At 33.4% G+C, this 22673-nt stretch carries 25 protein-coding genes; 12 read left to right on the forward strand and 13 right to left on the reverse strand.

The features are described from left to right. Positions 1-77: 77 nt before the first annotated feature. A complete protein-coding gene (locus C4F50_RS03010; protein ID WP_431357467.1) occupies positions 78-833 on the reverse strand; it encodes a class I SAM-dependent methyltransferase in 756 nt (251 codons plus the stop codon). Positions 834-997: 164 nt separating this feature from the next. On the opposite strand from C4F50_RS03010, the gene C4F50_RS03015 reads away from it, so the two are divergent. The 3 genes from C4F50_RS03015 (at position 998) to C4F50_RS03025 (ending at position 3277) form a co-directional block, all read left to right on the forward strand. Then, positions 998-2164, forward strand: a complete 1167-nt coding sequence (locus tag C4F50_RS03015) for a THUMP domain-containing class I SAM-dependent RNA methyltransferase (protein WP_193845836.1) — start codon at positions 998-1000, stop codon at positions 2162-2164. 163 nt (positions 2165-2327) lie between these two features. Next, entirely contained in the window at positions 2328-2564 is a 237-nt protein-coding gene (locus C4F50_RS03020; protein WP_193844942.1) for a hypothetical protein, read from the forward strand. A gap of 20 nt (positions 2565-2584) precedes the next feature. Then, positions 2585-3277 carry an aspartate/glutamate racemase family protein gene (locus tag C4F50_RS03025; RefSeq protein WP_193844943.1) on the forward strand — a complete coding sequence of 231 codons (693 nt, stop codon included), beginning with the start codon at positions 2585-2587 and terminating at the stop codon, positions 3275-3277. A gap of 295 nt (positions 3278-3572) precedes the next feature. Here the strand turns inward: C4F50_RS03025 and C4F50_RS03030 are convergent, their stop codons facing one another. From C4F50_RS03030 to rlmD, 3 genes are read right to left on the reverse strand one after another with little or no spacing between them, the layout of a single operon-like run. Then, entirely contained in the window at positions 3573-4328 is a 756-nt protein-coding gene (locus C4F50_RS03030) for a DUF6048 family protein (RefSeq protein WP_431357466.1), read from the reverse strand. A gap of 19 nt (positions 4329-4347) precedes the next feature. Further along, positions 4348-4878: a DUF6452 family protein gene (locus C4F50_RS03035; RefSeq protein WP_193844945.1), complete on the reverse strand. Its 531-nt coding sequence runs from the start codon at positions 4876-4878 to the stop codon at positions 4348-4350. Positions 4879-4888: 10 nt separating this feature from the next. Continuing rightward, entirely contained in the window at positions 4889-6301 is a 1413-nt protein-coding gene (rlmD, locus tag C4F50_RS03040) for a 23S rRNA (uracil(1939)-C(5))-methyltransferase RlmD (RefSeq protein ID WP_193844946.1), read from the reverse strand. A gap of 159 nt (positions 6302-6460) precedes the next feature. Here rlmD and C4F50_RS03045 point away from each other — a divergent pair, with 159 nt between their 5' ends. After that, the gene (locus C4F50_RS03045; protein ID WP_193844947.1) at positions 6461-7510 is read left to right on the forward strand and encodes a sensor histidine kinase; all 1050 of its coding nucleotides are present in this window, start codon (positions 6461-6463) and stop codon (positions 7508-7510) included. A 99-nt stretch (positions 7511-7609) separates the two neighbouring features. On the opposite strand, the gene C4F50_RS03050 is transcribed toward C4F50_RS03045, so the two are convergent. The 5 genes from C4F50_RS03050 to C4F50_RS03070 all read right to left on the reverse strand — a co-directional run bounded on the left by C4F50_RS03050 (position 7610) and on the right by C4F50_RS03070 (position 12319). Next, a complete protein-coding gene (locus tag C4F50_RS03050) occupies positions 7610-8716 on the reverse strand; it encodes a hypothetical protein (protein WP_193844948.1) in 1107 nt (368 codons plus the stop codon). 300 nt (positions 8717-9016) lie between these two features. Further along, positions 9017-9415 carry a hypothetical protein gene (locus tag C4F50_RS03055; RefSeq protein ID WP_193844949.1) on the reverse strand — a complete coding sequence of 133 codons (399 nt, stop codon included), beginning with the start codon at positions 9413-9415 and terminating at the stop codon, positions 9017-9019. A gap of 132 nt (positions 9416-9547) precedes the next feature. Continuing rightward, the gene (locus C4F50_RS03060) at positions 9548-10534 is read right to left on the reverse strand and encodes an aldo/keto reductase (protein ID WP_193844950.1); all 987 of its coding nucleotides are present in this window, start codon (positions 10532-10534) and stop codon (positions 9548-9550) included. Positions 10535-10638: 104 nt separating this feature from the next. After that, the gene (gene cysM, locus C4F50_RS03065; RefSeq protein WP_193844951.1) at positions 10639-11526 is read right to left on the reverse strand and encodes a cysteine synthase CysM; all 888 of its coding nucleotides are present in this window, start codon (positions 11524-11526) and stop codon (positions 10639-10641) included. Between the two features lies 1 nt (position 11527). After that, positions 11528-12319: a serine acetyltransferase gene (locus C4F50_RS03070; RefSeq protein ID WP_193844952.1), complete on the reverse strand. Its 792-nt coding sequence runs from the start codon at positions 12317-12319 to the stop codon at positions 11528-11530. 190 nt (positions 12320-12509) lie between these two features. Here C4F50_RS03070 and C4F50_RS03075 point away from each other — a divergent pair, with 190 nt between their 5' ends. Further along, the gene (locus tag C4F50_RS03075; protein WP_193844953.1) at positions 12510-13211 is read left to right on the forward strand and encodes a DUF1003 domain-containing protein; all 702 of its coding nucleotides are present in this window, start codon (positions 12510-12512) and stop codon (positions 13209-13211) included. A 14-nt stretch (positions 13212-13225) separates the two neighbouring features. On the opposite strand, the gene C4F50_RS03080 is transcribed toward C4F50_RS03075, so the two are convergent. Further along, on the reverse strand, positions 13226-13510 hold the full coding sequence (locus C4F50_RS03080) for a DUF2752 domain-containing protein (RefSeq protein WP_193844954.1): 285 nt from the start codon (positions 13508-13510) through the stop codon (positions 13226-13228). 129 nt (positions 13511-13639) lie between these two features. Here C4F50_RS03080 and C4F50_RS03085 point away from each other — a divergent pair, with 129 nt between their 5' ends. Together C4F50_RS03085 and C4F50_RS03090 are read left to right on the forward strand one after the other, a co-directional pair. Continuing rightward, complete coding sequence (locus C4F50_RS03085) at positions 13640-13789, forward strand: hypothetical protein (RefSeq protein ID WP_193845866.1); 150 nt, start codon at positions 13640-13642, stop codon at positions 13787-13789. 1 nt (position 13790) lies between these two features. Further along, the gene (locus C4F50_RS03090; protein WP_193844955.1) at positions 13791-14342 is read left to right on the forward strand and encodes a DUF8465 domain-containing protein; all 552 of its coding nucleotides are present in this window, start codon (positions 13791-13793) and stop codon (positions 14340-14342) included. Between the two features lie 148 nt (positions 14343-14490). On the opposite strand, the gene C4F50_RS03095 is transcribed toward C4F50_RS03090, so the two are convergent. Next, positions 14491-15489, reverse strand: coding sequence for a hypothetical protein (locus C4F50_RS03095; RefSeq protein ID WP_193844956.1), 999 nt, complete (start codon positions 15487-15489; stop codon positions 14491-14493). Positions 15490-15575: 86 nt separating this feature from the next. On the opposite strand from C4F50_RS03095, the gene C4F50_RS03100 reads away from it, so the two are divergent. Continuing rightward, complete coding sequence (locus C4F50_RS03100; RefSeq protein ID WP_193844957.1) at positions 15576-16700, forward strand: cysteine desulfurase family protein; 1125 nt, start codon at positions 15576-15578, stop codon at positions 16698-16700. A 194-nt stretch (positions 16701-16894) separates the two neighbouring features. Here C4F50_RS03100 and C4F50_RS03105 read toward each other — a convergent pair whose 3' ends face one another. Then, positions 16895-17464: an L-threonylcarbamoyladenylate synthase gene (locus C4F50_RS03105; RefSeq protein WP_193844958.1), complete on the reverse strand. Its 570-nt coding sequence runs from the start codon at positions 17462-17464 to the stop codon at positions 16895-16897. Between the two features lie 284 nt (positions 17465-17748). On the opposite strand from C4F50_RS03105, the gene C4F50_RS03110 reads away from it, so the two are divergent. Genes C4F50_RS03110 through C4F50_RS03125 form a run of 4 tightly spaced genes read left to right on the forward strand, consistent with a single transcriptional unit; the run spans position 17749 to position 21530 of the window. Next, complete coding sequence (locus C4F50_RS03110; protein ID WP_193844959.1) at positions 17749-18876, forward strand: glycosyltransferase family 4 protein; 1128 nt, start codon at positions 17749-17751, stop codon at positions 18874-18876. A 9-nt stretch (positions 18877-18885) separates the two neighbouring features. After that, on the forward strand, positions 18886-19815 hold the full coding sequence (locus C4F50_RS03115) for a nucleotide-diphospho-sugar transferase (protein ID WP_193844960.1): 930 nt from the start codon (positions 18886-18888) through the stop codon (positions 19813-19815). A 6-nt stretch (positions 19816-19821) separates the two neighbouring features. Beyond that, positions 19822-20643 (forward strand): glycosyltransferase family 2 protein, encoded by an 822-nt coding sequence (locus C4F50_RS03120; RefSeq protein ID WP_193844961.1) that lies wholly within the window; start codon positions 19822-19824, stop codon positions 20641-20643. 23 nt (positions 20644-20666) lie between these two features. Next, complete coding sequence (locus C4F50_RS03125) at positions 20667-21530, forward strand: hypothetical protein (protein ID WP_193844962.1); 864 nt, start codon at positions 20667-20669, stop codon at positions 21528-21530. 2 nt (positions 21531-21532) lie between these two features. On the opposite strand, the gene C4F50_RS03130 is transcribed toward C4F50_RS03125, so the two are convergent. Further along, the gene (locus tag C4F50_RS03130) at positions 21533-22609 is read right to left on the reverse strand and encodes a glycosyltransferase family 4 protein (protein WP_193844963.1); all 1077 of its coding nucleotides are present in this window, start codon (positions 22607-22609) and stop codon (positions 21533-21535) included. Positions 22610-22673 lie beyond the last annotated feature (64 nt).

The following is a 22673-nucleotide window of genomic DNA, read 5'->3' on the forward strand; positions in this document are numbered from 1 at the left end:
TAATCGTTGATTTGTTCAATCGGTTAATTGTTTTTGTTTACCGATTCAACGATGAACAATTAAACGATTAACTAATTTTACTTAAAAATCATGATTAATCTTTCGCTTTCGGTTTTATGGAATTTTTTGAGTTTGTAATCGCCAAAAATATCCAGCAGAAAAATTCCTGCTTCGTCCATTAAATCTTGAAAGTCTTTTAAAGACAGGGCTTTTACCTTTTCGGTAAAATGGTATTTTCTGCCTTTGTCTTCAAAATCGATTTCTTTAAAAATATGTCCGTCTTCAACATATCTTTTGATGTGAAAGTCGATTTCGTCAACCGTTTTTGTTTCTTCGGGAACCAAAGTTTCTATAACCTGAGTTACATTCATAAAATCGATTACGGCAAAACCATATTCAGATAAACTCTCTTTAATCGCTTTTAGCGTGGTAAGATTGTCTTCGTCGTTTTCAAAATATCCGAAACTGGTAAACAGATTAAAAATTGCATCGAATTTTTCTTCAAAAGGTTCACGCATGTCATGAACTTTAAAATGAAGGGTTTCGTTGCTGTTTTTATTGGCTTCTGCAATGCTGTTTTCAGACAAATCTGCGCCTAAAACATTGTAACCTAACTGATTTAGATAAATAGAATGACGGCCTTTACCGCATGCCAAATCCAGCACGTTTGCCTTTTCGGGCAAATTGAGGTAATGCGTTAAGTTGTCCATAAAAATTTGGGCTTCACGATAATTTCGATCTTTATAAAGAATGTGGTAGTAAGGGGTATCAAACCACGATGTGTACCAGTTTTGATCGCCGTCTTCTTGATTCGAGATTGATTCGTTATGCATTGCAGCCATTTATTCTATTTCAATTAATTTTAAGTCCGGCAAATTTAGTGTATTTTTGCCGAAAAATTACTATTAACCATCGATACATCTTATTGATGTATTGTATAAAAATGTACAGATGTGCCATTTTTTAAATTTTAGTTTTTTTTAATTCAAAAATAATGATGGAAGAAAATTTTAAAATGATTGCCAAATGTTTTTTTGGCTTTGAAGAAATATTAGAAAAAGAATTGCGTACGCTGGGTGCTCAAGATGTTGAGAAAGGGGTGAGAATGGTGAGTTTTAAAGGTGATAAAGGTTTTATGTACAAAGCCAATTTGTCGCTGCGTACTGCTCTTAAAGTCTTAAAACCTATTTATTCTTTTAGAGCCAATAACGAACAGGCATTGTATAAAGGAATTTCGGGAGTGAACTGGTCTAAGTTTTTAAATGCTAACCAGACTTTTGTAATCGATGCAACGGTACATTCTACTTATTTTAATCATTCTGAATTTGTTTCGCAAAAATGTAAAGATGCCATCGTAGACCAGTTTAGAGAAAGAACAGGACAGCGTCCAAGCATCGACAAACAATATCCAGATTTAAGAATTAATATTCATATCGATAAAGATCAGGTTTCTGTCGCTTTAGATACATCTGGAAATTCGCTGCACCAGCGCGGTTACAGAACAGCAACCAATATAGCGCCGATCAATGAAGTTTTGGCAGCTGGGATTTTATTATTATCAGGCTGGGAAGGACAGAGTCATTTTTTAGATCCAATGTGCGGTTCTGGAACTTTCTTGGCAGAAGCAGCGATGATTGCCTGCAATATTCCGGCAAACATTAACCGTAAGGAATTTGCGTTTGAAAAATGGAAAGACTGGGATAATGATTTATTCGATCAGATCATTAACAGTTTGATGAAAAAGACAAAAGAGTTTCATTATACTATAAAAGGTTTTGACAAAGCGCCAAGCGCAGTCAGTAAAGCCAAAGATAATATTAGAAACGCAAATCTTGAAGATTATGTAACGATTCGTGAGGATAACTTTTTTGATACCGAAAAAGAGGTTGAAGGGAAACTGCATATGGTGTTTAACCCGCCGTATGATGAGCGTTTAGATATTCAGATGGAACGTTTTTATGCGAGTATAGGAGATACGTTAAAGAAGAATTACCCAGGGACAAATGCTTGGTTTATTACTGCAAATCTGGAAGCTTTAAAATTCGTTGGATTAAAACCTTCTAGAAAAATCAAACTCTTTAACGGAAGCCTAGAAGCACGTTTGGTAAAATACGAAATGTACGAAGGAAGTAAGAGAACAAAATTTCAGAGCGAAGCTCGTTGATTTTAAGGTGCTAAGATTTTAAGAACCTAAGGTACTGAGGTACTAAGGTCATAAGATTATTAGTTTCTCAACATCTCAGCAGCTTAGAGTCTCAGTACTTTAGCACCTTAGTACCTCAGTACCTTTAAAAAGAAAAAACTTAGAATCTTAGCAACTTAAAAAAATGTCAAAACTACAAATACGCGCTTTTTTATACCAATTAGGATGTTTTGCAATCCTTTTTATCACATTTAGATTTATTATCGCGTCTTATACGGGCTTAACGGGATTTTGGATTCCGCTGACAGCTTTTGTTATTGGAACTATTATTGGGCCTAAATTTCAGGCAGCGAGAACTAAAGACGGTGAAAAACTTTTTATGAAATGGATTTTTATAAAAGGAATTAGAGAAATTGGGTAACCAGTAATTTAGATTATAATATGAAGAAAATTGGACTTATCGGAGGAATCAGCTGGGTTTCTACATCAGATTATTATACTTTAATTAATAAAGGAATTAATGAAAAACTCGGCGGATTAAATTTCTCTGAATGTTTGATTTACTCTTTTAATTATGCTGATATTAAAAAGAATAACGATGCTAATGATTGGGATTCGACATTTAATATGCTTTATAAAGCTTCAGAATCTTTAAAAGCGGGCGGGGCAGAAGCAATTGTTTTGTGTGCCAACACCATGCATTTGATTGCTGATAAACTTCAAGAAGCATTGAAACTTCCCGTAATTCATATTGCTGCAGTTACAGCAGCAGAAATTCAGAAACAAGAAATAAAAAAAGTAGGTTTGCTGGGAACAAAGTTTACTATGGAACTCGATTTCTTTAAAGATAAACTGACAGCCAAAGGCATCGAAACCATTATTCCTGTTTCTCAAGAAGATAAAGATTTTATTCATTATACTATTTTTGAGGAATTAGGAAGAGGAATCGTAACTGATGAGACCAAAAAAAGATATTTGGAAATTGCGGAGAATTTAATTCAAAACGGTGCAGAAGGAATTATTCTGGGTTGTACCGAAATTCCGTTAGTGATCAAAGCAGCAGATGTAGCGGTTCCTATTTTTGATACGGCCTTACTGCATGCAAAAGCAGCTGTAGAATTTCAGCTTTCATAAATTTTTATTATTATAACTTTAAGTATGAATTGCCTCCAGCTTTAGCTGGAGGAATAGATTTTAAAGATAAAAGGCTTTAGCCGAACTTAAATTCGGCTAAAGCCTTTTTTTGCTGGAATTATTGAACTTCAGCTAAAGCTGGTGGCAATTTATATTTTAATTAAAATTCGTGAATTCGTGGCAGAAAAAATGAAGAACAATCTGCCATTACTTCTGAATTTAAACGAAGAGTTCGCAAAGCTTTTTATCATTTTTAGCGCACTTTGCGTTTAAAATAAGCTTATATTAGGGCAAATTATTTTTTAGGCTTTTCTGTTTTTTTTATTTCAGAAGCCATTGTCTTTTTCTTGTAAATTGGGATAAAATAAGAGACAGTATAATTAAATCCGACACCAAAACTTCCGTCGTAAGTTCTGTTAAAACCTGGAATATAAAGATTATCAAAACCACTTGGTTTGTTATTCATGGCCAAAAGTTTAAGTTGCACACCAAAGCCTACAAATAGGTTTTGAAAAACCTCTGCTTTTAATCCTAAGACTACCTCTGCCCAAGCAGCAGATAATCCGTTATATTTTTGATTCACAACAAGAGAAGATTCTTCTCCCCAATACGGATTTGGATTGTAGATTTTATAACTGTTCAAGTCCTGACTAAAGCTGCTGAAACCTCCTCGAAGTCCAATTGTAATCAGGTTCTCCATATCAAGCCAGTTTTCATAAAAGTTATAATCAAAACCACCTTTGATATAAGTACCCGTTGCAGTAGAATTTAAACGATCATCATCAGTCGTTTTATCTTCAAAACCAAGTTCGGCCGCTAGGTAATATTTTTTGGTTAAACGCCAGTCTGCTACAACTTCGATTCCTTTGTAATCTTTATCATAAAGACCTCTCGTCAATTTGTATAAATCAAGACCTACACGAAGTCCGTAACGATCCGTTTTTACAACGCTGTCAGTTTTAATTTCCTGAATTTCAGGCTTGGCAGTTTCTTTCTTCTCAGGAATACTTTTCTTTGTTTCTGGTGTTTCCTGCGCTTGGCCCAGAAACATTGTAAACAATAAGCAAAAACTAAAAAAGGATGTCGAGGTGTGTTTCATTTTCTGATACAATGTTTCGGTTTTTTACAGTAATATTCAACATCCAAGGAGTTCCGTCTGATGTGTGAACGTATGGTTCTAAAGGATCTAAAACAAAATTCATTTTAAAACCACAGGCTCTGGATACATAAATGTTTTCTCGTGTATATCTAAAGGTCAGGTAATCAACAACTATTGCTCCTGGAGTAGGGCTGTTTGCGTTATAAGTGAACTTATAAGTTACAGTATCTTCATTCGTTTTTAGCGGTAATTTAATACTGCTTGTATTAGCCAAATACTGTGCTTCGCCAGCTGCACCCGGGTTAAAGATAATAGGAGTATCTTCTCCTTCTCCTTCTACCTTCAAATTAAGTACAGGAGCCGGAGTCGTTGGATCTATATCATCATAAAATGTAATAACCAGTCTTGGTGTAGTTGGTGTATTAGCATCACAAATATCATCTTTCTCACAGCTTGAAAAGCCGAAAGCGAAGAGCAACACAATCGAGATTATTTTTTTCATTTATTTTGTCTTATCGAAGTTCTAAAAGTACAACATTTTCAACATGATGCGTCTGCGGAAACATGTCTACAGGTCTCACGCGTGTTACTTTGTATTTTTCGTCCATTAAGGCTAAGTCACGAGCTTGAGTTGCAGAATTACAACTTACGTAAACAACTCTTTTTGGAGCAATTTTTAGAATTTGTTCTACAACATCTTTGTGCATTCCGTCGCGTGGCGGGTCTGTAATAATTACGTCAGGTTTACCGTGCTGTGCAATAAAAGCTTCATTGAAAACTACTTTCATGTCACCAACAAAAAACTCACAATTCGTAATATTATTGCGTTCCGCATTTGCTTTAGCATCAATGATCGCTTCAGGAACACTTTCTACCCCGATCACTTTTTTTGCTTTTTTAGATACAAATTGTGCAATAGTGCCCGTTCCAGTATACAAATCGTATACCGTTTCATTTCCTGTTAAGTCAGCAAAATCTCTGGTTATTTTATAAAGTTCGTACGCCTGATCAGAATTGGTTTGGTAGAATGATTTAGCATTAATACTGAATTTTAATCCTTCCATTTCTTCCAAAATATAATCTCTTCCTTTGTAAAGAATCACATTTTGATCGTAAATAGTATCATTTGGTTTTCCGTTTACAACATATTGCAATGAAGTAATTTGAGTAAATTTCTCGTATAAGTTATCTAAGATTAATTCTCTCTGTTCTTTGTTTTCTTCAAAAAACTGGATTAAAACCATTATTTCTCCTGTAGAAACGGTTCTAATCATTACAGTTCTTAATAAACCAGAATGTTCTCTCGGATTAAAAAAGGCTAGATTGTGCTCATTTGCAAATGCTCTAATTTCGTTTCTAATAGCATTTGAAGGATCTTCCTGTAAATGGCATTTGTTGATGTCAAGGATTTTGTCCCACATTTTCGGGATATGAAAACCTAAGGCATTTCTATTACCTAAATCTTCGGTACTGCCAATTTCTTTTTCAGTCAACCAACGGCTGTTAGAGAAAGAAAATTCCATTTTATTTCTGTAGAAAAATTGTTTTTCAGAACCTAAAATAGTTTCAAATTCTGGAAGTTCTATTTTTCCTATTCGCTGCAAATGATTTTTAACTTCGTTTTGTTTGAAAACAAGCTGCTGGCTGTATTTCATATTCTGCCATTTACAACCGCCGCAAACCCCAAAATGTTCGCAAATAGGTTCTACTCTGTAATCTGATAATTCATGAAATTTTACGGCTTTTCCTTCGTAATAAGCCTTTCTTTTTTTGAATGTCTGTACGTCAACTACATCACCAGGAACCACGTTCGGAATAAAGATTACTTTTCCGTCAGGCGCCTTGGCTACTGATACTCCTTTTGCTCCAGCATCAAGAACTTGAATTTGATGAAAGACAATTTTGTCTGTATTTTTTCTTCCCATAGCGCAAAAATAAGCCTTTGTGAAGTTTTTCAAATTTTATTTTGAAAATATTTTAGAATTTCTTTAAAATAGTAGTTTAATTGACTATAAAAGTTAACTTTGTTTCTGTAATATCCCCCAAAAATTACATTTTTTAACCTACAATATTGTCACCTTTTTATGAAGTTGTATCACGCACTTTCACAAATCAGCTTTCTAAAAAAAAGTTACGCCTTTAAATTTTTATTTGTTGCTTTTATAGGAATTCATATTCCTTTAATCGGTATTTTGTTTTTTGTACTTTATTTCAAACACAGTATTTCGCCAACTTCAATTTTAATTTTTTCTTTAATAATGACCCTGCTGGCAACGGCCATAACACTGTTGGTTTTAAATCGTTTGATTAAACCTATCGCAACGGCTTCTAAGGCATTAGATGATTATAGAAATTCGAGAACAGTATCTGTTTTACCAACAGAATATACCGATGAAGCTGGACTGCTTTTGTGTAACATTCAGGAATCGATATACGAAGCCGAAAGTTTTATCAACGAAAAACAGGATTTGATTTACATGCTTTCTCATGATTTGAAAAATTTTGCTGGAAATCCGCAAGGTTTGGCGAATCTTATTATAAGTGAAAATCCTTCAGAATCAGTTCAGAACTTAGCAGAACTAATCTGCGAATCTACCAATCTGCAATTTAGATACATCGAAAATTTTATAAAACTTCTTGACGAGCAGGATCAGGTTGCAAAACCCACGCAAGAAACTAAGAATATCTCGTTTTCTAGTATTGTTCCGTTTATTAATGAACAGGTTGAGCAGCGTTTAATGGATAAAAAGATCAGACTCGACTTGTCGGTAGAAACTCCAGAAGCAAAACTTAGAATTGATGAAGGGCTGCTGGTTCAGGTTTTGGTAAACTTAATAAGCAATGCTGTCAAATTTTCGTATTTTGAAAGCGAAATTAAGGTTCGAATTTATAGCGAAAAATCCAATCTTGTTATTACAGTAATGGACAGCGGTGTAGGTTTTGATAAAACTCAAATTGAAGAATTATTCAAAAAATTCACCAAAATGAGCCGTCTCGGAACCGCAAACGAAACTTCAACGGGAATCGGACTTTATTTATGCAAAAAAATCATCGAAAGAAACAAAGGCCGTTTAACCGCTTCTAGTGAAGGTAAAAATAAAGGTGCCGAGTTTAAAATTGAGTTTGAGGTTTAGGAATATTTAAAAAAAAAAATAGACTTAATTATTTTTTGAATTCTCCAATAACAATAATTAAGCCTATTTTTTTAATTCAATTTTAGTAATAAAAGTATCTTAGTTGTGTTTAGGTAAGCAAGTTTCGGCTACGGTCATTATTGTTCCTCCAGCCATAACAAAATTAAATAGCTCTGATTCAATTTCGTCGGTTGTTATAGTAGCATGACATATATGATATTGAGTCATTTGCCAAATTACATTTCGTGCAAAATTTTCATAACTGTATCCCCAATTTTTTTCTGTAAGCTTTTGTAGCATAGTAGTATATAAGGAAGCATTGTATAAAGCCCATTTACGCTCAGGATAGGTTAAACTATCAAAAAAGTAGCGAGCACTTACATTGTTTGCTTCATTGATGTCATCTAAAACGGGATAACTAGAGAAGTCATTTCCTAAGGTATATGGAAGGTCATCGTAATTGTAGGGTGGTTGGTATACTGGGGAATAATTAACGTTTGTATTTATTTGTGGAACTGTAGTAGGGTCTATTAGTGTACCTGAAGGAGTTGGAATATTCTCAACGCATGTTACAGGTAAATATTGGTACTGAACATATTCATAGCTATCGATATCTATTATTTTAACAGGAACTAATTCCCAACAAGTCTGCCAATAAAGTAAAATACCTTTATTAGTTCCATTGTTAGCTGTTTTAGAATTTATTGTTTTTACTAAACTTGTTAAAGGAAAAATTTCTGTTTTGTTTTCTAAATTTAAAATTTCTCTATTTTTAATTTTAGCTTTATCTGAATCAGTTAGGTTATATTTTACTATATACGATTCAGAAATACCCTTATTGTCAATTTTGAGTACAAGATTTTCTAGAAGTTGACTCTTTGCTGATCGGTAAATTGGGAAAGTGAATGTTTTAGATTGAGCATTTTCAATAAATAAAATTTTCTCTGTATCAATTAAAAAAACAAATTGATTGTTATCAATCATTTTTGAATTTCTTAAAATGTTCAAATCGGCTTCCATCTGTTGAAATTTAAGATATGAGTAATTATCCTTCTGAAGTTCTTCTAAATTGATATACTTTGTTGTGTTTGTTTGTTTTTTGTTTTCGATTGTTGTTTGATTTTTGTCATGACTTCCTTCATCAGTGGTACATGCAAACAGTAAGAAAACAGAGCAAAAACTTAGGGCAATTCTGGTTTTTTTCATAAATTTGTTTTTATTGATTTATACTTAGGTGTTTACGAATGTAAAAAATATATTTCAATTAATATTTTTTGTTTAATAAAAGTATTACAAAAAATAATATGCAAACAAAGAAACTCTTAAAAGTAAGACTTTGGAAATCTAAAAATTAGAACTAATTTTTTTGATGAAATTGTAAGCCTATTTTAAAAAATAACTAAAGAATTTTGATATTTATTAGAATCAAAAGATGTGAAAGTGAAACTAAAATTTGAACTTTAGTCGTTCTTTTGTCTATGAAAAACTTATATAACTTAATTTGTTTTAAAAAGTGGTATTTTTTAAGAATACCGGTTTCCCATCAACGCAACCAATTCCATCTGGTGGCACGGGAACATTACAGGTTGAGTAGATATTCCATTTCACATTAAATGCAGCTCTTGCATCAGTATACGCTTTTACTTTAGCCAAAAAATCGACTGTATTTATTTTTTTAGAATAAATAATGAATTTTTCAGGTCCGCCACAAGCTTTTGCTCCAATTGCAGTGAAATCCCAATCTTTAGAATCGGTACAAGACTGCGTATTGGCTAAAGAAAGCGTTATAATTTCAGTATACATTTTTTCTAGTGCAGCTTCGTCTACTTCTTTCTTAGAATCTTCGTTATCACTACTGCAGGAAAAAGCGAAAAATAGAAGGGATAATAAACCTAGTTTTTTCATAATGAATTATTTATTGGTTAGTTATAGTAGTAAGATGTGATATTTCACCATTGGTTGCGTAAAGTCCAAAAAAAAGTTGAGTTTTTTTTAAAACTCAACTTTATATAATTAACCTCAGAACCTCAGAACAAACTACCATATCTGATGAACAGATTGTTTAATGAATTTCTCGTAAATTTTATTCATTGCAGCTATTTGTTCTGATGTCAATTTTGGAATATCATAGACCGATAAATTCGAAACAACGTGATCTGTTTTTGAAGCCCCAGGAATAATACAGCTGATCTCGTTAAAACTCAAAATCCATTGCAACGCAATAGGAGCAAGGTTTGTGTTGTTCGGAAATAAAGCTTTTAATGCCTCAACCGCTTTTAATCCTAGATCGTAATCAATTCCAGAAAAAGTCTCGCCTTTATCAAAAGCTTCTCCGTTTCGATTAAAGTTTCTGTGGTCTTGTATATCAAAAGTTGTTTTTGAATCAAATTTTCCTGTCAAAAGACCGCTTGCTAACGGAACTCTGGCAATAATTCCGATGTCTTTTTTCTGCGCTTCCGCGAAAAACAATTCGGAAGGACGCTGGCGAAACAAATTGAAAATAATTTGAACTGTAGTTACGTTCGGATATTCAATCGCTTTTAAAGCTTCTTCAACTTTTTCGACGCTGACTCCAAGATGCTGAATCTTGCCCTGCTCTTTTAATCTATCAAAAAGTTCAAAAATTTCAGGTCGGTAATATACTTCAGTAGGAGGGCAATGCAGCTGCATCAGATCTAAGGTTTCTAAACCTGTTCTTTTTAAGCTGTCTTCTACAAATTTTTGAAGCACTTTTGGTGTATATCCTTCATTTACATGTGGATTAATTTGTCGCCCGCATTTTGTAGCAACATAAATTCTTTCCGATCGAGAACGAACAACACGGCCAACCGCAGTTTCACTCAATCCGTTTTCATAAACATCGGCGGTGTCAATAAAATTAACGCCGTTGTCGATTGCAGTATTCAAAAGTGCGTCGGCTGTTTGATCATCAAAACCCGATCCCCATTTTCCTCCAACCTGCCAAGTGCCAAGTGAGATTTCTGATATATTGAAGTTTGTTTTTCCTAGTTTTCTGTAGTTCATTTCTTTTTTAGTTATAAAGGTTCAGAGGTGCAAAGGGACAAAGATTTTTTCAGGGAAAGTTTAGAGGCTTTGTCCCTTTGCACCTCTGAACCTTTGTCCCTTTTTTAATCAAATAAATCCGAAGACAAATAACGATCGCCGCGGTCGCAGATCACGGCAACAATAACTCCAGATTCTAATTGTTCGGCAATTTTTAAAGCTACTGCAACAGAGCCTCCGCTGCTCATTCCTGCAAAGACACCTTCTTCTAAGGCTAATCTTTTAGTCATCTCGCGGGCTTCTTCTTCGCTTATATCCACAACAGTATCTACTTTTGAAGCATCAAAAATTTTCGGAAGATATTCTTGCGGCCATTTACGAATTCCGGGAATCTGAGAACCGTCGCTTGGCTGTGCTCCGATAATCTGCACGTTCGGATTTTTTTCTTTTAAGTAAGTAGAAGTTCCAATAATGGTTCCGGTAGTTCCCATTGCCGAAACAAAATGTGTTACAGTTCCTTCAGTATCATTCCATATTTCAGGGCCAGTCGTTTTGTAGTGTGCTTTCCAGTTGTCATCATTCGCAAACTGATTCAGCATTAAATAACCGCCTTGCGCTACTTTTTTGTCTGCATAATCTCTAGAACCAATAATTCCTTCACTTGCTGGCGTTAAGATGACAGTTGCTCCATAAGCACGCATCGTTTGTGTGCGTTCTTTGGTAGAATCTTCAGGAAGAATCAATTCGATTTCGATTCCAAATAACTGTGCAATCATTGCCAAAGCAATTCCCGTATTACCGCTTGTTGCTTCGATTAGTTTATCTCCTTTTTTAATATCTCCTCTTTCTAATGCTGCAGCGATCATATTGTAGGCTGCTCTGTCTTTTACACTTCCTCCGGGATTATTTCCTTCGAGCTTTAGTAAAAGTTTTACATTTTTATTTTGAACCAAATTGACCGTTTCCATCAAAGGAGTATTTCCAATTAGGTTTAGTAATTTCTGTGGACCCATTTTATTTTTTTTCTTTTATTTTAACTTCAGTTGTAGTGGTGTTGAGTACGATAGAATCTTCTGGAATAGATTTAGTAATCCAGGAATTACCGCCAATTACGCTGTTTGCGCCAATAACTGTACCTCCGCCCAAAATGGTAGCATTGGCATAAATACACACGTTAGCTTCGACTGTTGGGTGTCTTTTGGCATTTTTCATATCCTTACTTACGCTTAGTGCACCCAGCGTAACACCCTGATAGATTTTTACATGTTTTTTGATAACAGTAGTTTCTCCGATTACAATTCCAGTAGCGTGATCAATAAAAAACGGAGAAGCAATATCAGCTCCTGCGTGAATATCAGTTCCGGTAATTCTATGCGCATATTCGCTCATTAAACGAGAAAATAACAACAAATCCAGTTTGTACAGTTCGTGGCTTAATCTGTAAATGGCAATGGCATAAAAACCAGGATATCCCAGATAAACTTCATCAATACTGTTTGAAGCAGGATCATTTTCTAAAATATACTCGGCATCCTGATTTAGTTTTTCTAAAACTCCCGGAAGTTTTTCTAAAAAGCGATCCCAAATCGACTCGCATAAATTCTGCGGTTTTTTACACGCTAAAACGGCGATTTCTTTAAAACGGATTTCAAGTTCATCTATACTCTCGTCTAATGCTGCATTAGAATCAAAAAGGGTGTAAAAAAGCTTCTCTGTAAAATCTTCTGTTTTTGTTTTAATGCCGTAATTTATGTGTGAATGGCTTTTAAGAGCCTTTATGTTTTGTATGATAGTGTCTTTTGTCACAATGGTAAAAATGAGTGAATAATTTTGGAACGTTAAAAGTAAGGCGTTTTTTGGAAATACAGCCGCGATTTAACTAAAGAAATTTTCTTTTGAAAATCGGATTTGTGATAAAAAATGAATTCGAAACACTTCTTTTTTATTCATTTCTTACGAAGTTAATTGCGTAAATTAGCTTTCAAAACATATCAAAATGAAAAATAATAAAACATTTAAAAGTGCAATTTCAGGGCTTTCTTTTAGCGAAAACGAAAAGATCTGCGGGAAATCAATTCATGATCCGATTCTGGGTTTAATCAAAAAAGAATTTCCCGATTTTAATGATGCCGATTGTATTGCTGTAAATGAATTAAATGTGTACCGCCAACAATATATTTCCAATTATCTTTCCACAGAAATCGGAGCGCTTTCGGCAATGGAGAAAAGTGTTATTTCGTCATTAAAGCAAGATAAATCCATTGTGAGTATTGTAGAGGATGAAGAAGAGACGAGGAATTTTGGTCAGAGAGTGGCAGACAAAGTAGCTGATTTTGGAGGGAGCTGGACTTTTATTATTTCTTTTGTCGTTTTTATTGCCATCTGGATCGGCTCTAATGTTTATATTCTTACCAATAAAGGTTTTGATCCGTATCCTTTTATTCTTTTAAATTTAATTCTTTCCTGTGTGGCAGCATTGCAGGCGCCTGTGATTATGATGAGTCAGAATCGCCAAGAAGAAAAAGACAGGAACCGCGCTAAAAAAGATTACATGATTAATCTAAAATCGGAATTGGAAATCAGAATGATTCACGATAAAATTGATCATTTGATTATGCATCAGCAGCAGGAATTAATCGAAATCCAGAAAGTACAGATTGAGATGATGAACGATATCTTGGATCAGATAAAAAAATAGAACCAGCATCAAAATCAAAAATAAAAGTGTTTGAGTCCGTAACCAATTATGATGAAAATGAAATTTATAAATGCCAGCTGCCAAACTAATTTTTGAGGGATTTTTGTTTTGTTTTGAAAGTAAAAAATTAGAAAAACAAAAAATAAAAGTGTGGTAAAAATCGCTGGATACATTTTGAAAGCTTCTGAAAAACGACCTTGAAAAAGTAAGAATAAGGAGCGCTGAAATCCGCATCCTAAACACTCAAAACCAAAGTATGTTTTGAATAAACAAGGGATCATATAGTTCTCTAAAAGCATGGAGTTTGTTTTGTACAATTTACTAAAAAAATAAGATAAACCTTTTTTAGACAATAGAGTAGTATTTTAAAGTTTCATACTTTTGAAATCTTAAACCTTGAAATGATGAAAGCTTTAAAAATTTTAATAATGATTCTCGCGATTTCTGTTGCACTTTACGAACAGGTTTCAGAAGAAAAAAACATATACATCATGATTATTGCGATAGTAGTTTTCATGTTCGGAATGATGCAGCTCAGTGCAAAAACACCAAGTAAAAACCAAGATAAAGAAGAGTAACATGTTGGTAAAAGGAGATAAGGTTTCAGTCTTAGACGAAGCCATAAACGGAACAGTCGTTTCAGTTAAAAATAACGAAGTTTTAATAGAAACCGAAGATGGTTTTATGATGACATTTTTTGTCAACGAATTAATTAAGATTCAAGAAACCAGTGATTTAATGAATTCTATTAAAAGAATTGATTTAGATAATGCTTCGATGGATAAAATTGAGCCAAAACCGCGAAGTTTTGTAAAAGAAAAGAAAGAAAAACGCGATGTCGGCGTCCCGGAATTTGATTTACATATCGAAAAATTGGTTCCAAATAAACGCGGCATGTCTAATTATGATATTTTGACACTGCAGACTGAAACGGCAAAAAGACATATCGAATTTGCGATTAGAAACCGCATTCCAAAAATTGTTTTTATTCATGGTGTCGGCGAAGGAATTTTAAAAGCCGAGCTTGATTTTTTATTAGGTCGTTACGACGGAATTGATTTTCAAGATGCCAATTATCAGAAATATGGTCTCGGTGCAACCGAAATTTATTTTAGGCAAAACAATAAATAAGTTAGTTTTTTTGACTTGAATATAGTCTAGCTAAAGCACAAAAAAACATCCGTTTTTCGACTGTGATTTTAAATTAAATCATGCTGAAAAACGGATGTTTTTTTGTAAGAATTTAAAAGGCTTATTTTTGAAATGCTTTTATCAAATTTTAGCCTCCAATTCTTCCAAGGCTGAAATTTGTAGGCAGCTTAAATGTGCCGGTTCCTTTTGTCATAGTTACATTTTTCAAGACAATAGTATGTAAATATACGGATCCAGAACGAGTCGTAGTAACCTCAATAATACCGCTTTCATTAACACCAGTTGTTTCATTTTTTGTTCCATTTCTACCAAGCCAGTCTTCTTTGATTGATGGGCTTGCTGGAGTCGCTTTACAGAAATAGTCTGCAGTAATAGATCCAGTATTAGGTTCTACACTTTTGTAATAAACTTTATTAACTGTAGTTTGTATTAAGCCTTGTCTTGGCTGCCCTGCTGGAGTCTCTTCTTCTTTTAAAAGAGCAGGATCAATATTATCAATCATGATATAAAAAGAAGCTGCATAATTGTAAATTTGTCTATTTGCAGCAACAGTACACTGAGAAGCAATTTCTGGATTAGTAAAAGCTAAAGTTGCCGGAATAGTTACCGATGTAGTATAAGTGCCAAATGAATATTCAGGATAAGACTGCGGTACGCTGTTTGGTATATTAAAAATTACATTGAGAAAAGTAATATTATGATTATAGCCGGTTATTTTTGTACTTCCGTCCTCAGCTACTGTTGTGCTTGGAATTTGCTCTGTTATAATTTCAATTTTTCCAGTTTCAGCAACCCATTCTTCTACAACCTTAGGTGTTATTGGCGGTATTGCACCACAGATGTTGTCTGTAGTAACTGTACCGTCAAAATTTCTGTATAAGGCACGGTAGCTTGTATTGTCAATGTCATAAGTATAAGTGCCAGGAGTGCTTTTAAGACCATCTTTCGGGAGTTGTACTAAAAACGCTTTTTGATTATCCAGCTTATACAGTAAAGTAATGTCTGTTGAACTACAGAGTTGTGGTTTGATTGTTTCTCCAAACTCAACAGTAGCTATGGTCAAATCGCCATCATCGCATCCGTTTAGTAAAAGCGAAAATATAAGAAGGCAGGCATATTTTTTCATCGTAAATTTATTTGTGCCAAAAATAGTGAAAAAATTGGCAATTGATATTTAAGTTTTCACAATTGATATTTCATAACTTTGCAGTAATGAAAAAAGTATATCTAGATAACGCTTCTACAACCGCTATTCGTACTGAAGTTATTGAAGAAATAACCAAAGTGATGGCATCAGACTTCGGTAATCCATCCTCAACACACAGTTTTGGACGCAATGCCAAAACAATAGTAGAACTCTCCAGAAAAAGTATTGCAAAGCATTTAAATTGCACTGCACAGGAAATTATTTTTACTTCGGGCGGCACAGAAGCAGACAATTGGGTATTGCGTTCGGCAGTTGAAGATCTTAAAATAGAACGAATTATTACTTCAAGGATCGAACATCATGCAGTTCTTCATACCGTGATGGCGTTAGAAGAAGAATATGCTGTACAAGTAGATTACGTAAAGGTAAATAGCGACGGAAGTCTAGATCTGACTCATTTATCTAATTTATTGGCAGAAGACAAGAAAACGCTTGTTAGTTTAATGCATGTCAATAACGAAACGGGAACTGTTTTAGATTTAGATCGAGTAGGAGTAATCTGCAGGCAGTACAATGCTTTATTTCATTCGGACACTGTTCAGTCTGTCGGAAAAACAGAAATAGATCTGCAGAATATACCCGTAGATTTTATAGCTGCTAGTGCACATAAATTTCACGGTCCAAAAGGAATTGGATTCGCTTTTATTCGTAAAAATTCTGGGTTACAGCCTTTGATTTTTGGAGGCGAACAAGAGAAAGGACTTCGTGCGGGAACCGAAGCGGTGCATCAAATTGCGGGAATGGCAAAAGCCCTGACTATCTCTTATGAAAATCTGGATGAAGAAAGAAATCATATTTCGGATTTAAAAAAATACCTGATTTCTCAATTAGAACTTCATTTCCCAGGATTTAGAATCAATGGTAAAGCTTCGGATTTTTACAATATCATTAATGTCATCCTGCCGTTTTCTTCAGATAAAACAGCTATGCTTTTGTTTAGTCTGGATATGAAAGGAATTGCGGTTTCAAGAGGAAGCGCCTGCCAATCTGGAAGCATAAAACCGTCTCATGTCTTAAAAGAAATGCTTTCTGAAACAGATTTAAAACTGCCCAATCTTCGAATTTCTTTCAGTCATTATAATACCAAAGAAGATATCGATTGGCTTATTGAGAGTTTGGGTTCTTTGTAAGGTTCTAAGATGCTGAGAGACTGAGATACTAAGATGCTAAGTTTCTAAGTTTTTTATCAAGTAATTTAAAACTACAATCTACAATCTACAATCTACAATCTACAATCTACAATCTACAATCTACAATCTACAATCTACAATCTACAATCTACAATCTACAATCTATCCCGAGGCTTCGGGACTAAAATCTAAAATCACTTGCGTATTATTTTTACCTGAGAATCGTTTGTCAGTTTGATTATGGTAGAAGATTTTCCGTTTATTTTGTCCTGATTTAGTTTAACCACATAGTCAACTCCTTTTACAATTTCTGGGCTTATGTCTTTAAAGGCAAGCGGTGTTGGCTGTCCAGAGATATTTGCAGAAGTAGAAACCAAAGGCTTTTTCATTCTTTCCATTAATTTGAAGCAAAAAGGCTCTTTAACCAATCGCATTCCAAGAGATTTATCGGCTGCAATAATGTTTGGGGCAACATTTCGTGCGTCGTCTAAAATTAAAGTTGTTGGTTTTTCAGACAAATCGATAAGCTGCCACGCTACTTCCGGAATGTTTTTGAAAACATTGTACATCATTTTTTCACCATTCATTAAAACAATCATACTTTGTGTTTCTGCGCGCTGTTTAAGCTTGTATATTTTTGCCACCGCTTCAGGATTTGTAGCATCGCATCCAATTCCCCAAACCGTATCAGTCGGATATAAGATAATACCTCCTTCTTTGATGATTTCGTAAGCGTTGTGCACTTCAGTATTGATGTTTTCCATAAAATGTTATTCTGTTTTAACCGTAAAGGTGCAAAGATACTAATAAACTCTAAAAATGTATTCTATTAGAATGCTAATAAAAGTCTTTAAAGCAACGGCTTTAAAGTTTACCTCTAAAAACCGATGAAAAAATAGGCTTTAAGTTTTTTATGCCTTTATTTTGCATAATAATTTAACGTTTGATTTGTTTTAATATCCTAATTTATTTGTGAAATAAATGATCGGTATTAAGGAAAGGAAACCTTGACTTTTTGAATTCTAAATAGGAAACTTAATTGGCAATAATGAAAATAATACTCGATTCGCAAGCTTTTAATTATCAAAAATACGGAGGTGTTTCAAGATATTATACAGAGATATTTTCAGAGCTTCAAAAGAATAAGTCCGTAGCTATTGACACACCTTGGTTTTTTACAAAAAACATTTATTACAAGGAAAGTACTTTGTTTTCTAAAAAGCAAAAACAAAAAACTTTTTGGTTAGGATTATTAGACAATTTGGGAATAAGTATTCGTAAAAAAAGCCAGAAATTAAATTTTTCAGAAACTAAGAATAGAGTTTTAGAAAATAATTTTGACGTATTTGTTCCGACATATTTTGATCCTTATTTTTTAGATTTTATAGGTCAAAAGCCTTTTGTGTTAACTGTTTATGATATGATTCATGAACTTTTTCCAGGGTATTTCTCGGATGCCGAAAAGATGAAGGAGAATAAATTACTGCTAATTGAAAAAGCGACGCGAATAATTGCAGTTTCTCAAAACACAAAAAAAGATATTTTACAGTTGTATCCTCATATTGATGCTTCTAAAATAGATGTTATTTATCACGGAACCTCAATTACTGTAGAAGAGGATAAAAATATAAATCTTCCGTCTAATTATATTTTATATATTGGATCTCGTGCTCAATACAAAAACTTTGATTTTTTACTTCAAGCTGTCAAAGAACTTTTAAAAGAGAATCCCGATTTGTATTTGGTTTGCGCAGGCGGCGGAGAATTTAGCAAACAAGAAAAAGAACATTTAAAAAGTTTAGCATTAGAAAATCAGATTATACAAAAGGATTTTGAAGAAAACCAATTAGGACAGTTTTACAAAAAAGCAAAATGTTTTGTATTTCCGTCTCTTTATGAAGGTTTCGGAATTCCTGTGTTAGAATCTATGGCCTGCGGTTGTCCCGTTGTTTTAGGAAACCATAGTTCGTTTCCCGAAGTAGCAGAAAATGCGGGGGTATATTTTAAAATAGATGATAATCAAGATTTGAAAAATAAGATTGAATCACTTCTTAAAAATGATATATTAAGAGAAGAATTTGCACAAAAGGGATTGGAACAGGTAAAGAAATTTACTTGGGAAAATGCATCAAAACAATGTTTGGATGTTTATAAAAAAGCAGTTTCAAATAATTAATCTATAAAGATGAATAATTACAAGACAAAATCTCCCCTTTTATTTTTGATTTTCAATCGTCCAGATGTGACAGCACTTGTTTTTGAGGAAATTAGAAAATGTCGTCCGTCTAAATTGTACGTTGCAGCAGACGGACCAAGAACAAACAAGGAGAACGAAGCGGAACTCTGTAATGAAACTCGAGATATTATAAAAAAAATAGACTGGGATTGCGAAGTTAAAACTTTATTCAGAGATCAAAATCTGGGCTGTAAATATGCAGTCTCGTCGGCTATAGATTGGTTTTTTGAAAATGAAGAAGAAGGAATTATTTTAGAAGACGACTGTCTGCCTTCATCAGATTTTTTTGTTTTTGCTGATACTATGCTGGAAAAATACCGTTATGATACTAGAATCAGGCACATAGGCGGGACTAACTTGCAAATGGGACAGAAACGAGGTAATGATAGTTATTATTTTTCTAATTTAACTCATGTCTGGGGATGGGCGTCATGGAGAAGAGCTTGGAAAGATTATGATGTGGAGCTTTATAAATATAGGCAAGAAAACGTACAAGAAAGCTTTAGAAATATATTTAGTAATGAAATCGTAGTCGAGTGCTGGAGAAAAATTTTCTATGAGCTGCGAGATAACAAAATAGATACATGGGATTACCAATGGACTATCACTAATTTTTTTAATAATAGTTTGTCGATTATTCCAAACGTAAATTTAATAAGCAATATTGGTTTTGGAGTAAATGCAACGCATACAAATGATGTGAACGATTTGTTTTCGAATCTGAAAACAGAAAAGTTGTTGGAGATTACACATCCTTTGGTCATTCTCCCCAATAAAGAAGCAGATTTTTTTACTCTAAACAGAGAGTTTAAAGTAAAAAAGAGAAAAAGAAAAAATATGTGGAGAAAGCTTAAATTCTGGAAAAAATACAATAAATAAAATTTTATGACTAAGATATCTGTTATCACTATAAATTTTAATGACCAAAAAGGATTACGTAAAACGCTGGAAAGTGTTACCGGCCAAACGTACGCCGATTTTGAATTTATTGTGATAGACGGCGGCAGCACAGACGGAAGTAAGGAGTTAATTGCACAATATCAGGACAAAATAAACTATTGGGTCAGCGAAAAAGACACGGGTGTTTTTAATGCAATGAACAAAGGAATTAAACAGTCGTCTGGCGAGTTCTTGATCTTTATGAATGGAGGAGATTGTTTTTATGACAATAAGGTTTTAGAAAATATTGCCGCTGATTTGACATCTGAATATGATATTTATTACGGGGATAATTATAAGGACAATAACGGATCAAAGAGATTAAAAACATATCCGGAGAAATTGAGTTTTTCTTTTTTCTATAACAGCTCCATCAATCATCAATCAACATTTATTAGAAGAACGCTTTTTGATAGTATTTTCTATTACAACGAGAATTACAAAATTGCTTCTGATTGGGAATTTTTTGTATACGCAATCTGTTTTAAAAACGTTTCATATAAATATTTAAGAAAAACAATCGCTGTGTACGATTTTACTGGGATATCTTCTAATCCTAAATTTAGATCGATTTATGAGGAAGAAAAAAAGCTCACTTTCAATAGATATTTTCCTGCCTTTATAGATGATTATGAGTTTGTTGAGGTTTTAAATTCCAAGCGTTTCTTGCAATTTGAACATATCAAGAAATATAAAATTTCTTGGAAATTATTAAAGGCTTTTATTAATTTATTATTACTATTTTTACCTAAAATTAAGTCCAAATAATTTAGGTTATTCGCTAAAAATACATGAAGAAAATCCACGTAGGTTTTTTGTTTTCTCACGATTATGAGAAATTAAAATTATCAATCCCGCCGGTCTATGCAGGTGCCGATAGAATTTTTATAGCTATAGATGAAAATTTTACGACATGGTCCGGAAATAAGTTTGAAGTGGATTTGTCTTTTTTTGACTGGTTGAAGGAATTTGATACAGAAAACAAAATTGAAATTTACAAAGATAACTTCTATATTCCATCTCTTACTGAAATAGAAAATGATACTCGTGAACGTCATTTGCTTTCGTTAAAGATGGGAATAGGAAACTGGCTTATTCAGGTTGACAGCGATGAATATTTTCTTGACTTCGAAAAGTTTATTTCGGACCTAAGAAAGTATGATCATTTTCTGGATAATCCCGAAAAAAACAAAATTCAAATTGCCGCTTTCTGGATTATTTTATACAAATACACAGAAGAAGGGATTTTGTATGTAGATATGCCAATGAAGGCAATATTTGCAACCAATTATCCCAACTACAATCTTGCGAGAAGAACCAGCTCACGCGTAATTTATACCAATAATATTGTACTTCATGAATCTTTGTCAAGAAGCGAAGAAGAATTGCGTTTCAAACTAGAAAATTGGGGGCATAAAAGACAAGTCAATGCTGCCTTTATCGATAAATGGTTAAAAGTAAATGAGACGAACTACAAGGAGTTAAGAGATTTTTACTATATTGAACCAGAACGATGGAAAAAGTTAGATTATTTTCCAAGTAAAGATATAAAACAGATCAAAGAATTTGTCAAAAATTCTAAGGTATTGAGAATCTCAAAGATCTATTTAAATTCTAAAAACTTTGGACAATGGTTTAAGTTTTTAGTTAAATAAAATCAGAACAAAATTTCATTATAAACTTTTAGATATGCTGCAGCTGCAATTTTCCAGTCGAAAGTTGCGGCTCTTTTTTTGAGGAGCATTTCTTTCTCAAATGTATTACTTTCATGATTGTGCAGTCCTTCAAACACAATGTCTTTCATGTATTCAGGATCAAAATTTTCCCAATAATTTGCTGCGTCGCCACCAATTTCCGGAAGTGAAGTTTTATTCGACAAAAAGACAGGCTTACCAAAACTCATTGCTTCTATTGGAGGTAATCCAAATCCTTCTCGGATAGAAGGAAAAAGAAAAGCGGTACAATTTTTCATGTAAAACTGCTTCGCCTTATCACTGACTCTTCCAGTTAAAAAGACCTGATTTTTAAGACCATTATCGTCAATTAATTTTCTTATTATGGCTCCATATATTTTGGTGTCATTACCAGAAATAATTAGATTAAAGTCTTTTATAAACTTCATCATGTTTACAATGGCAGTGAAATTTTTTCTTTCGATAAAATCTCCAATGGTGTAAAAAAAAGGTTTGTCAAGAGGAATAGCAGTAGTAAAATCTGATGTGTCTAAAACTGTAGAGATAGGATTTCCGTTGTATATAATGTGTTCAGGAATATTTGGAACTTCAAAATAATCATGTGTTTGTTTTTTGGCAAATTCAGAAATATAAGTGATGGCTGTTGCTCTTTTTAATTTCTCAATAAACAATTGATTTCTTTTGTGATTCATATCTTTTGATATTTCCTCTACAAAATTTACATCATGAATAGTTAATAGATAATTGGTAGTTTTTCTGGGTTCTAATTTAGAGTTTTGATTTACAGAATGCCATAAATCATACTTATCAAAAGATCTAAAAGCTTTGTATCTGTGAAATGTCCAATATTTATGATAAATAAATTTATCTCCAAATTCATTTTTAAGTAAACCAGGCTCGCCAGAATTAAGATGAAGTTCTAAATTCTCAAAAGAAAGTTGTTCTAATCCCTTAATAAGTTCATAATTAAACGTTCCTAGTCCGGTAGCTCTATTATTTATATTATGAGTCTCTAAAAAAACAGTTTTCTTCTGTTGCATTCTTGGTTTTTTTTTACGAAAATACAATATTAATTTGAAGTCTTAAATCCAATGTGTATTTTTG

Origin of the sequence: Flavobacterium hungaricum (assembly GCF_015182285.1) — a bacterium.
GTDB lineage: Bacteria > Bacteroidota > Bacteroidia > Flavobacteriales > Flavobacteriaceae > Flavobacterium > Flavobacterium hungaricum.

What these genes read in the sequence shown, in the direction of transcription:
- C4F50_RS03015 (WP_193845836.1), top strand. Translation starts at nt 998, where the DNA reads ATGGAAGAAAATTTTAAAATGATTGCCAAATGTTTTTTTGGCTTTGAA.
- C4F50_RS03030 (WP_431357466.1), bottom strand. Translation starts at nt 4,328, where the DNA reads ATGTTTCTGGGCCAAGCGCAGGAAACACCAGAAACAAAGAAAAGTATT.
- C4F50_RS03010 (WP_431357467.1), bottom strand. Translation starts at nt 833, where the DNA reads ATGCATAACGAATCAATCTCGAATCAAGAAGACGGCGATCAAAACTGG.
- C4F50_RS03080 (WP_193844954.1), bottom strand. Translation starts at nt 13,510, where the DNA reads ATGCTTTTAGAGAACTATATGATCCCTTGTTTATTCAAAACATACTTT.
- C4F50_RS03045 (WP_193844947.1), top strand. Translation starts at nt 6,461, where the DNA reads ATGAAGTTGTATCACGCACTTTCACAAATCAGCTTTCTAAAAAAAAGT.
- C4F50_RS03125 (WP_193844962.1), top strand. Translation starts at nt 20,667, where the DNA reads ATGAAGAAAATCCACGTAGGTTTTTTGTTTTCTCACGATTATGAGAAA.
- C4F50_RS03120 (WP_193844961.1), top strand. Translation starts at nt 19,822, where the DNA reads ATGACTAAGATATCTGTTATCACTATAAATTTTAATGACCAAAAAGGA.
- C4F50_RS03130 (WP_193844963.1), bottom strand. Translation starts at nt 22,609, where the DNA reads ATGCAACAGAAGAAAACTGTTTTTTTAGAGACTCATAATATAAATAAT.
- C4F50_RS03090 (WP_193844955.1), top strand. Translation starts at nt 13,791, where the DNA reads ATGTTGGTAAAAGGAGATAAGGTTTCAGTCTTAGACGAAGCCATAAAC.
- cysM (WP_193844951.1), bottom strand. Translation starts at nt 11,526, where the DNA reads ATGGGTCCACAGAAATTACTAAACCTAATTGGAAATACTCCTTTGATG.
- C4F50_RS03100 (WP_193844957.1), top strand. Translation starts at nt 15,576, where the DNA reads ATGAAAAAAGTATATCTAGATAACGCTTCTACAACCGCTATTCGTACT.
- C4F50_RS03050 (WP_193844948.1), bottom strand. Translation starts at nt 8,716, where the DNA reads ATGAAAAAAACCAGAATTGCCCTAAGTTTTTGCTCTGTTTTCTTACTG.
- C4F50_RS03025 (WP_193844943.1), top strand. Translation starts at nt 2,585, where the DNA reads ATGAAGAAAATTGGACTTATCGGAGGAATCAGCTGGGTTTCTACATCA.
- C4F50_RS03020 (WP_193844942.1), top strand. Translation starts at nt 2,328, where the DNA reads ATGTCAAAACTACAAATACGCGCTTTTTTATACCAATTAGGATGTTTT.
- C4F50_RS03075 (WP_193844953.1), top strand. Translation starts at nt 12,510, where the DNA reads ATGAAAAATAATAAAACATTTAAAAGTGCAATTTCAGGGCTTTCTTTT.
- C4F50_RS03110 (WP_193844959.1), top strand. Translation starts at nt 17,749, where the DNA reads ATGAAAATAATACTCGATTCGCAAGCTTTTAATTATCAAAAATACGGA.
- C4F50_RS03105 (WP_193844958.1), bottom strand. Translation starts at nt 17,464, where the DNA reads ATGGAAAACATCAATACTGAAGTGCACAACGCTTACGAAATCATCAAA.
- C4F50_RS03035 (WP_193844945.1), bottom strand. Translation starts at nt 4,878, where the DNA reads ATGAAAAAAATAATCTCGATTGTGTTGCTCTTCGCTTTCGGCTTTTCA.
- C4F50_RS03095 (WP_193844956.1), bottom strand. Translation starts at nt 15,489, where the DNA reads ATGAAAAAATATGCCTGCCTTCTTATATTTTCGCTTTTACTAAACGGA.
- rlmD (WP_193844946.1), bottom strand. Translation starts at nt 6,301, where the DNA reads ATGGGAAGAAAAAATACAGACAAAATTGTCTTTCATCAAATTCAAGTT.
- C4F50_RS03060 (WP_193844950.1), bottom strand. Translation starts at nt 10,534, where the DNA reads ATGAACTACAGAAAACTAGGAAAAACAAACTTCAATATATCAGAAATC.
- C4F50_RS03115 (WP_193844960.1), top strand. Translation starts at nt 18,886, where the DNA reads ATGAATAATTACAAGACAAAATCTCCCCTTTTATTTTTGATTTTCAAT.
- C4F50_RS03085 (WP_193845866.1), top strand. Translation starts at nt 13,640, where the DNA reads ATGATTCTCGCGATTTCTGTTGCACTTTACGAACAGGTTTCAGAAGAA.
- C4F50_RS03055 (WP_193844949.1), bottom strand. Translation starts at nt 9,415, where the DNA reads ATGAAAAAACTAGGTTTATTATCCCTTCTATTTTTCGCTTTTTCCTGC.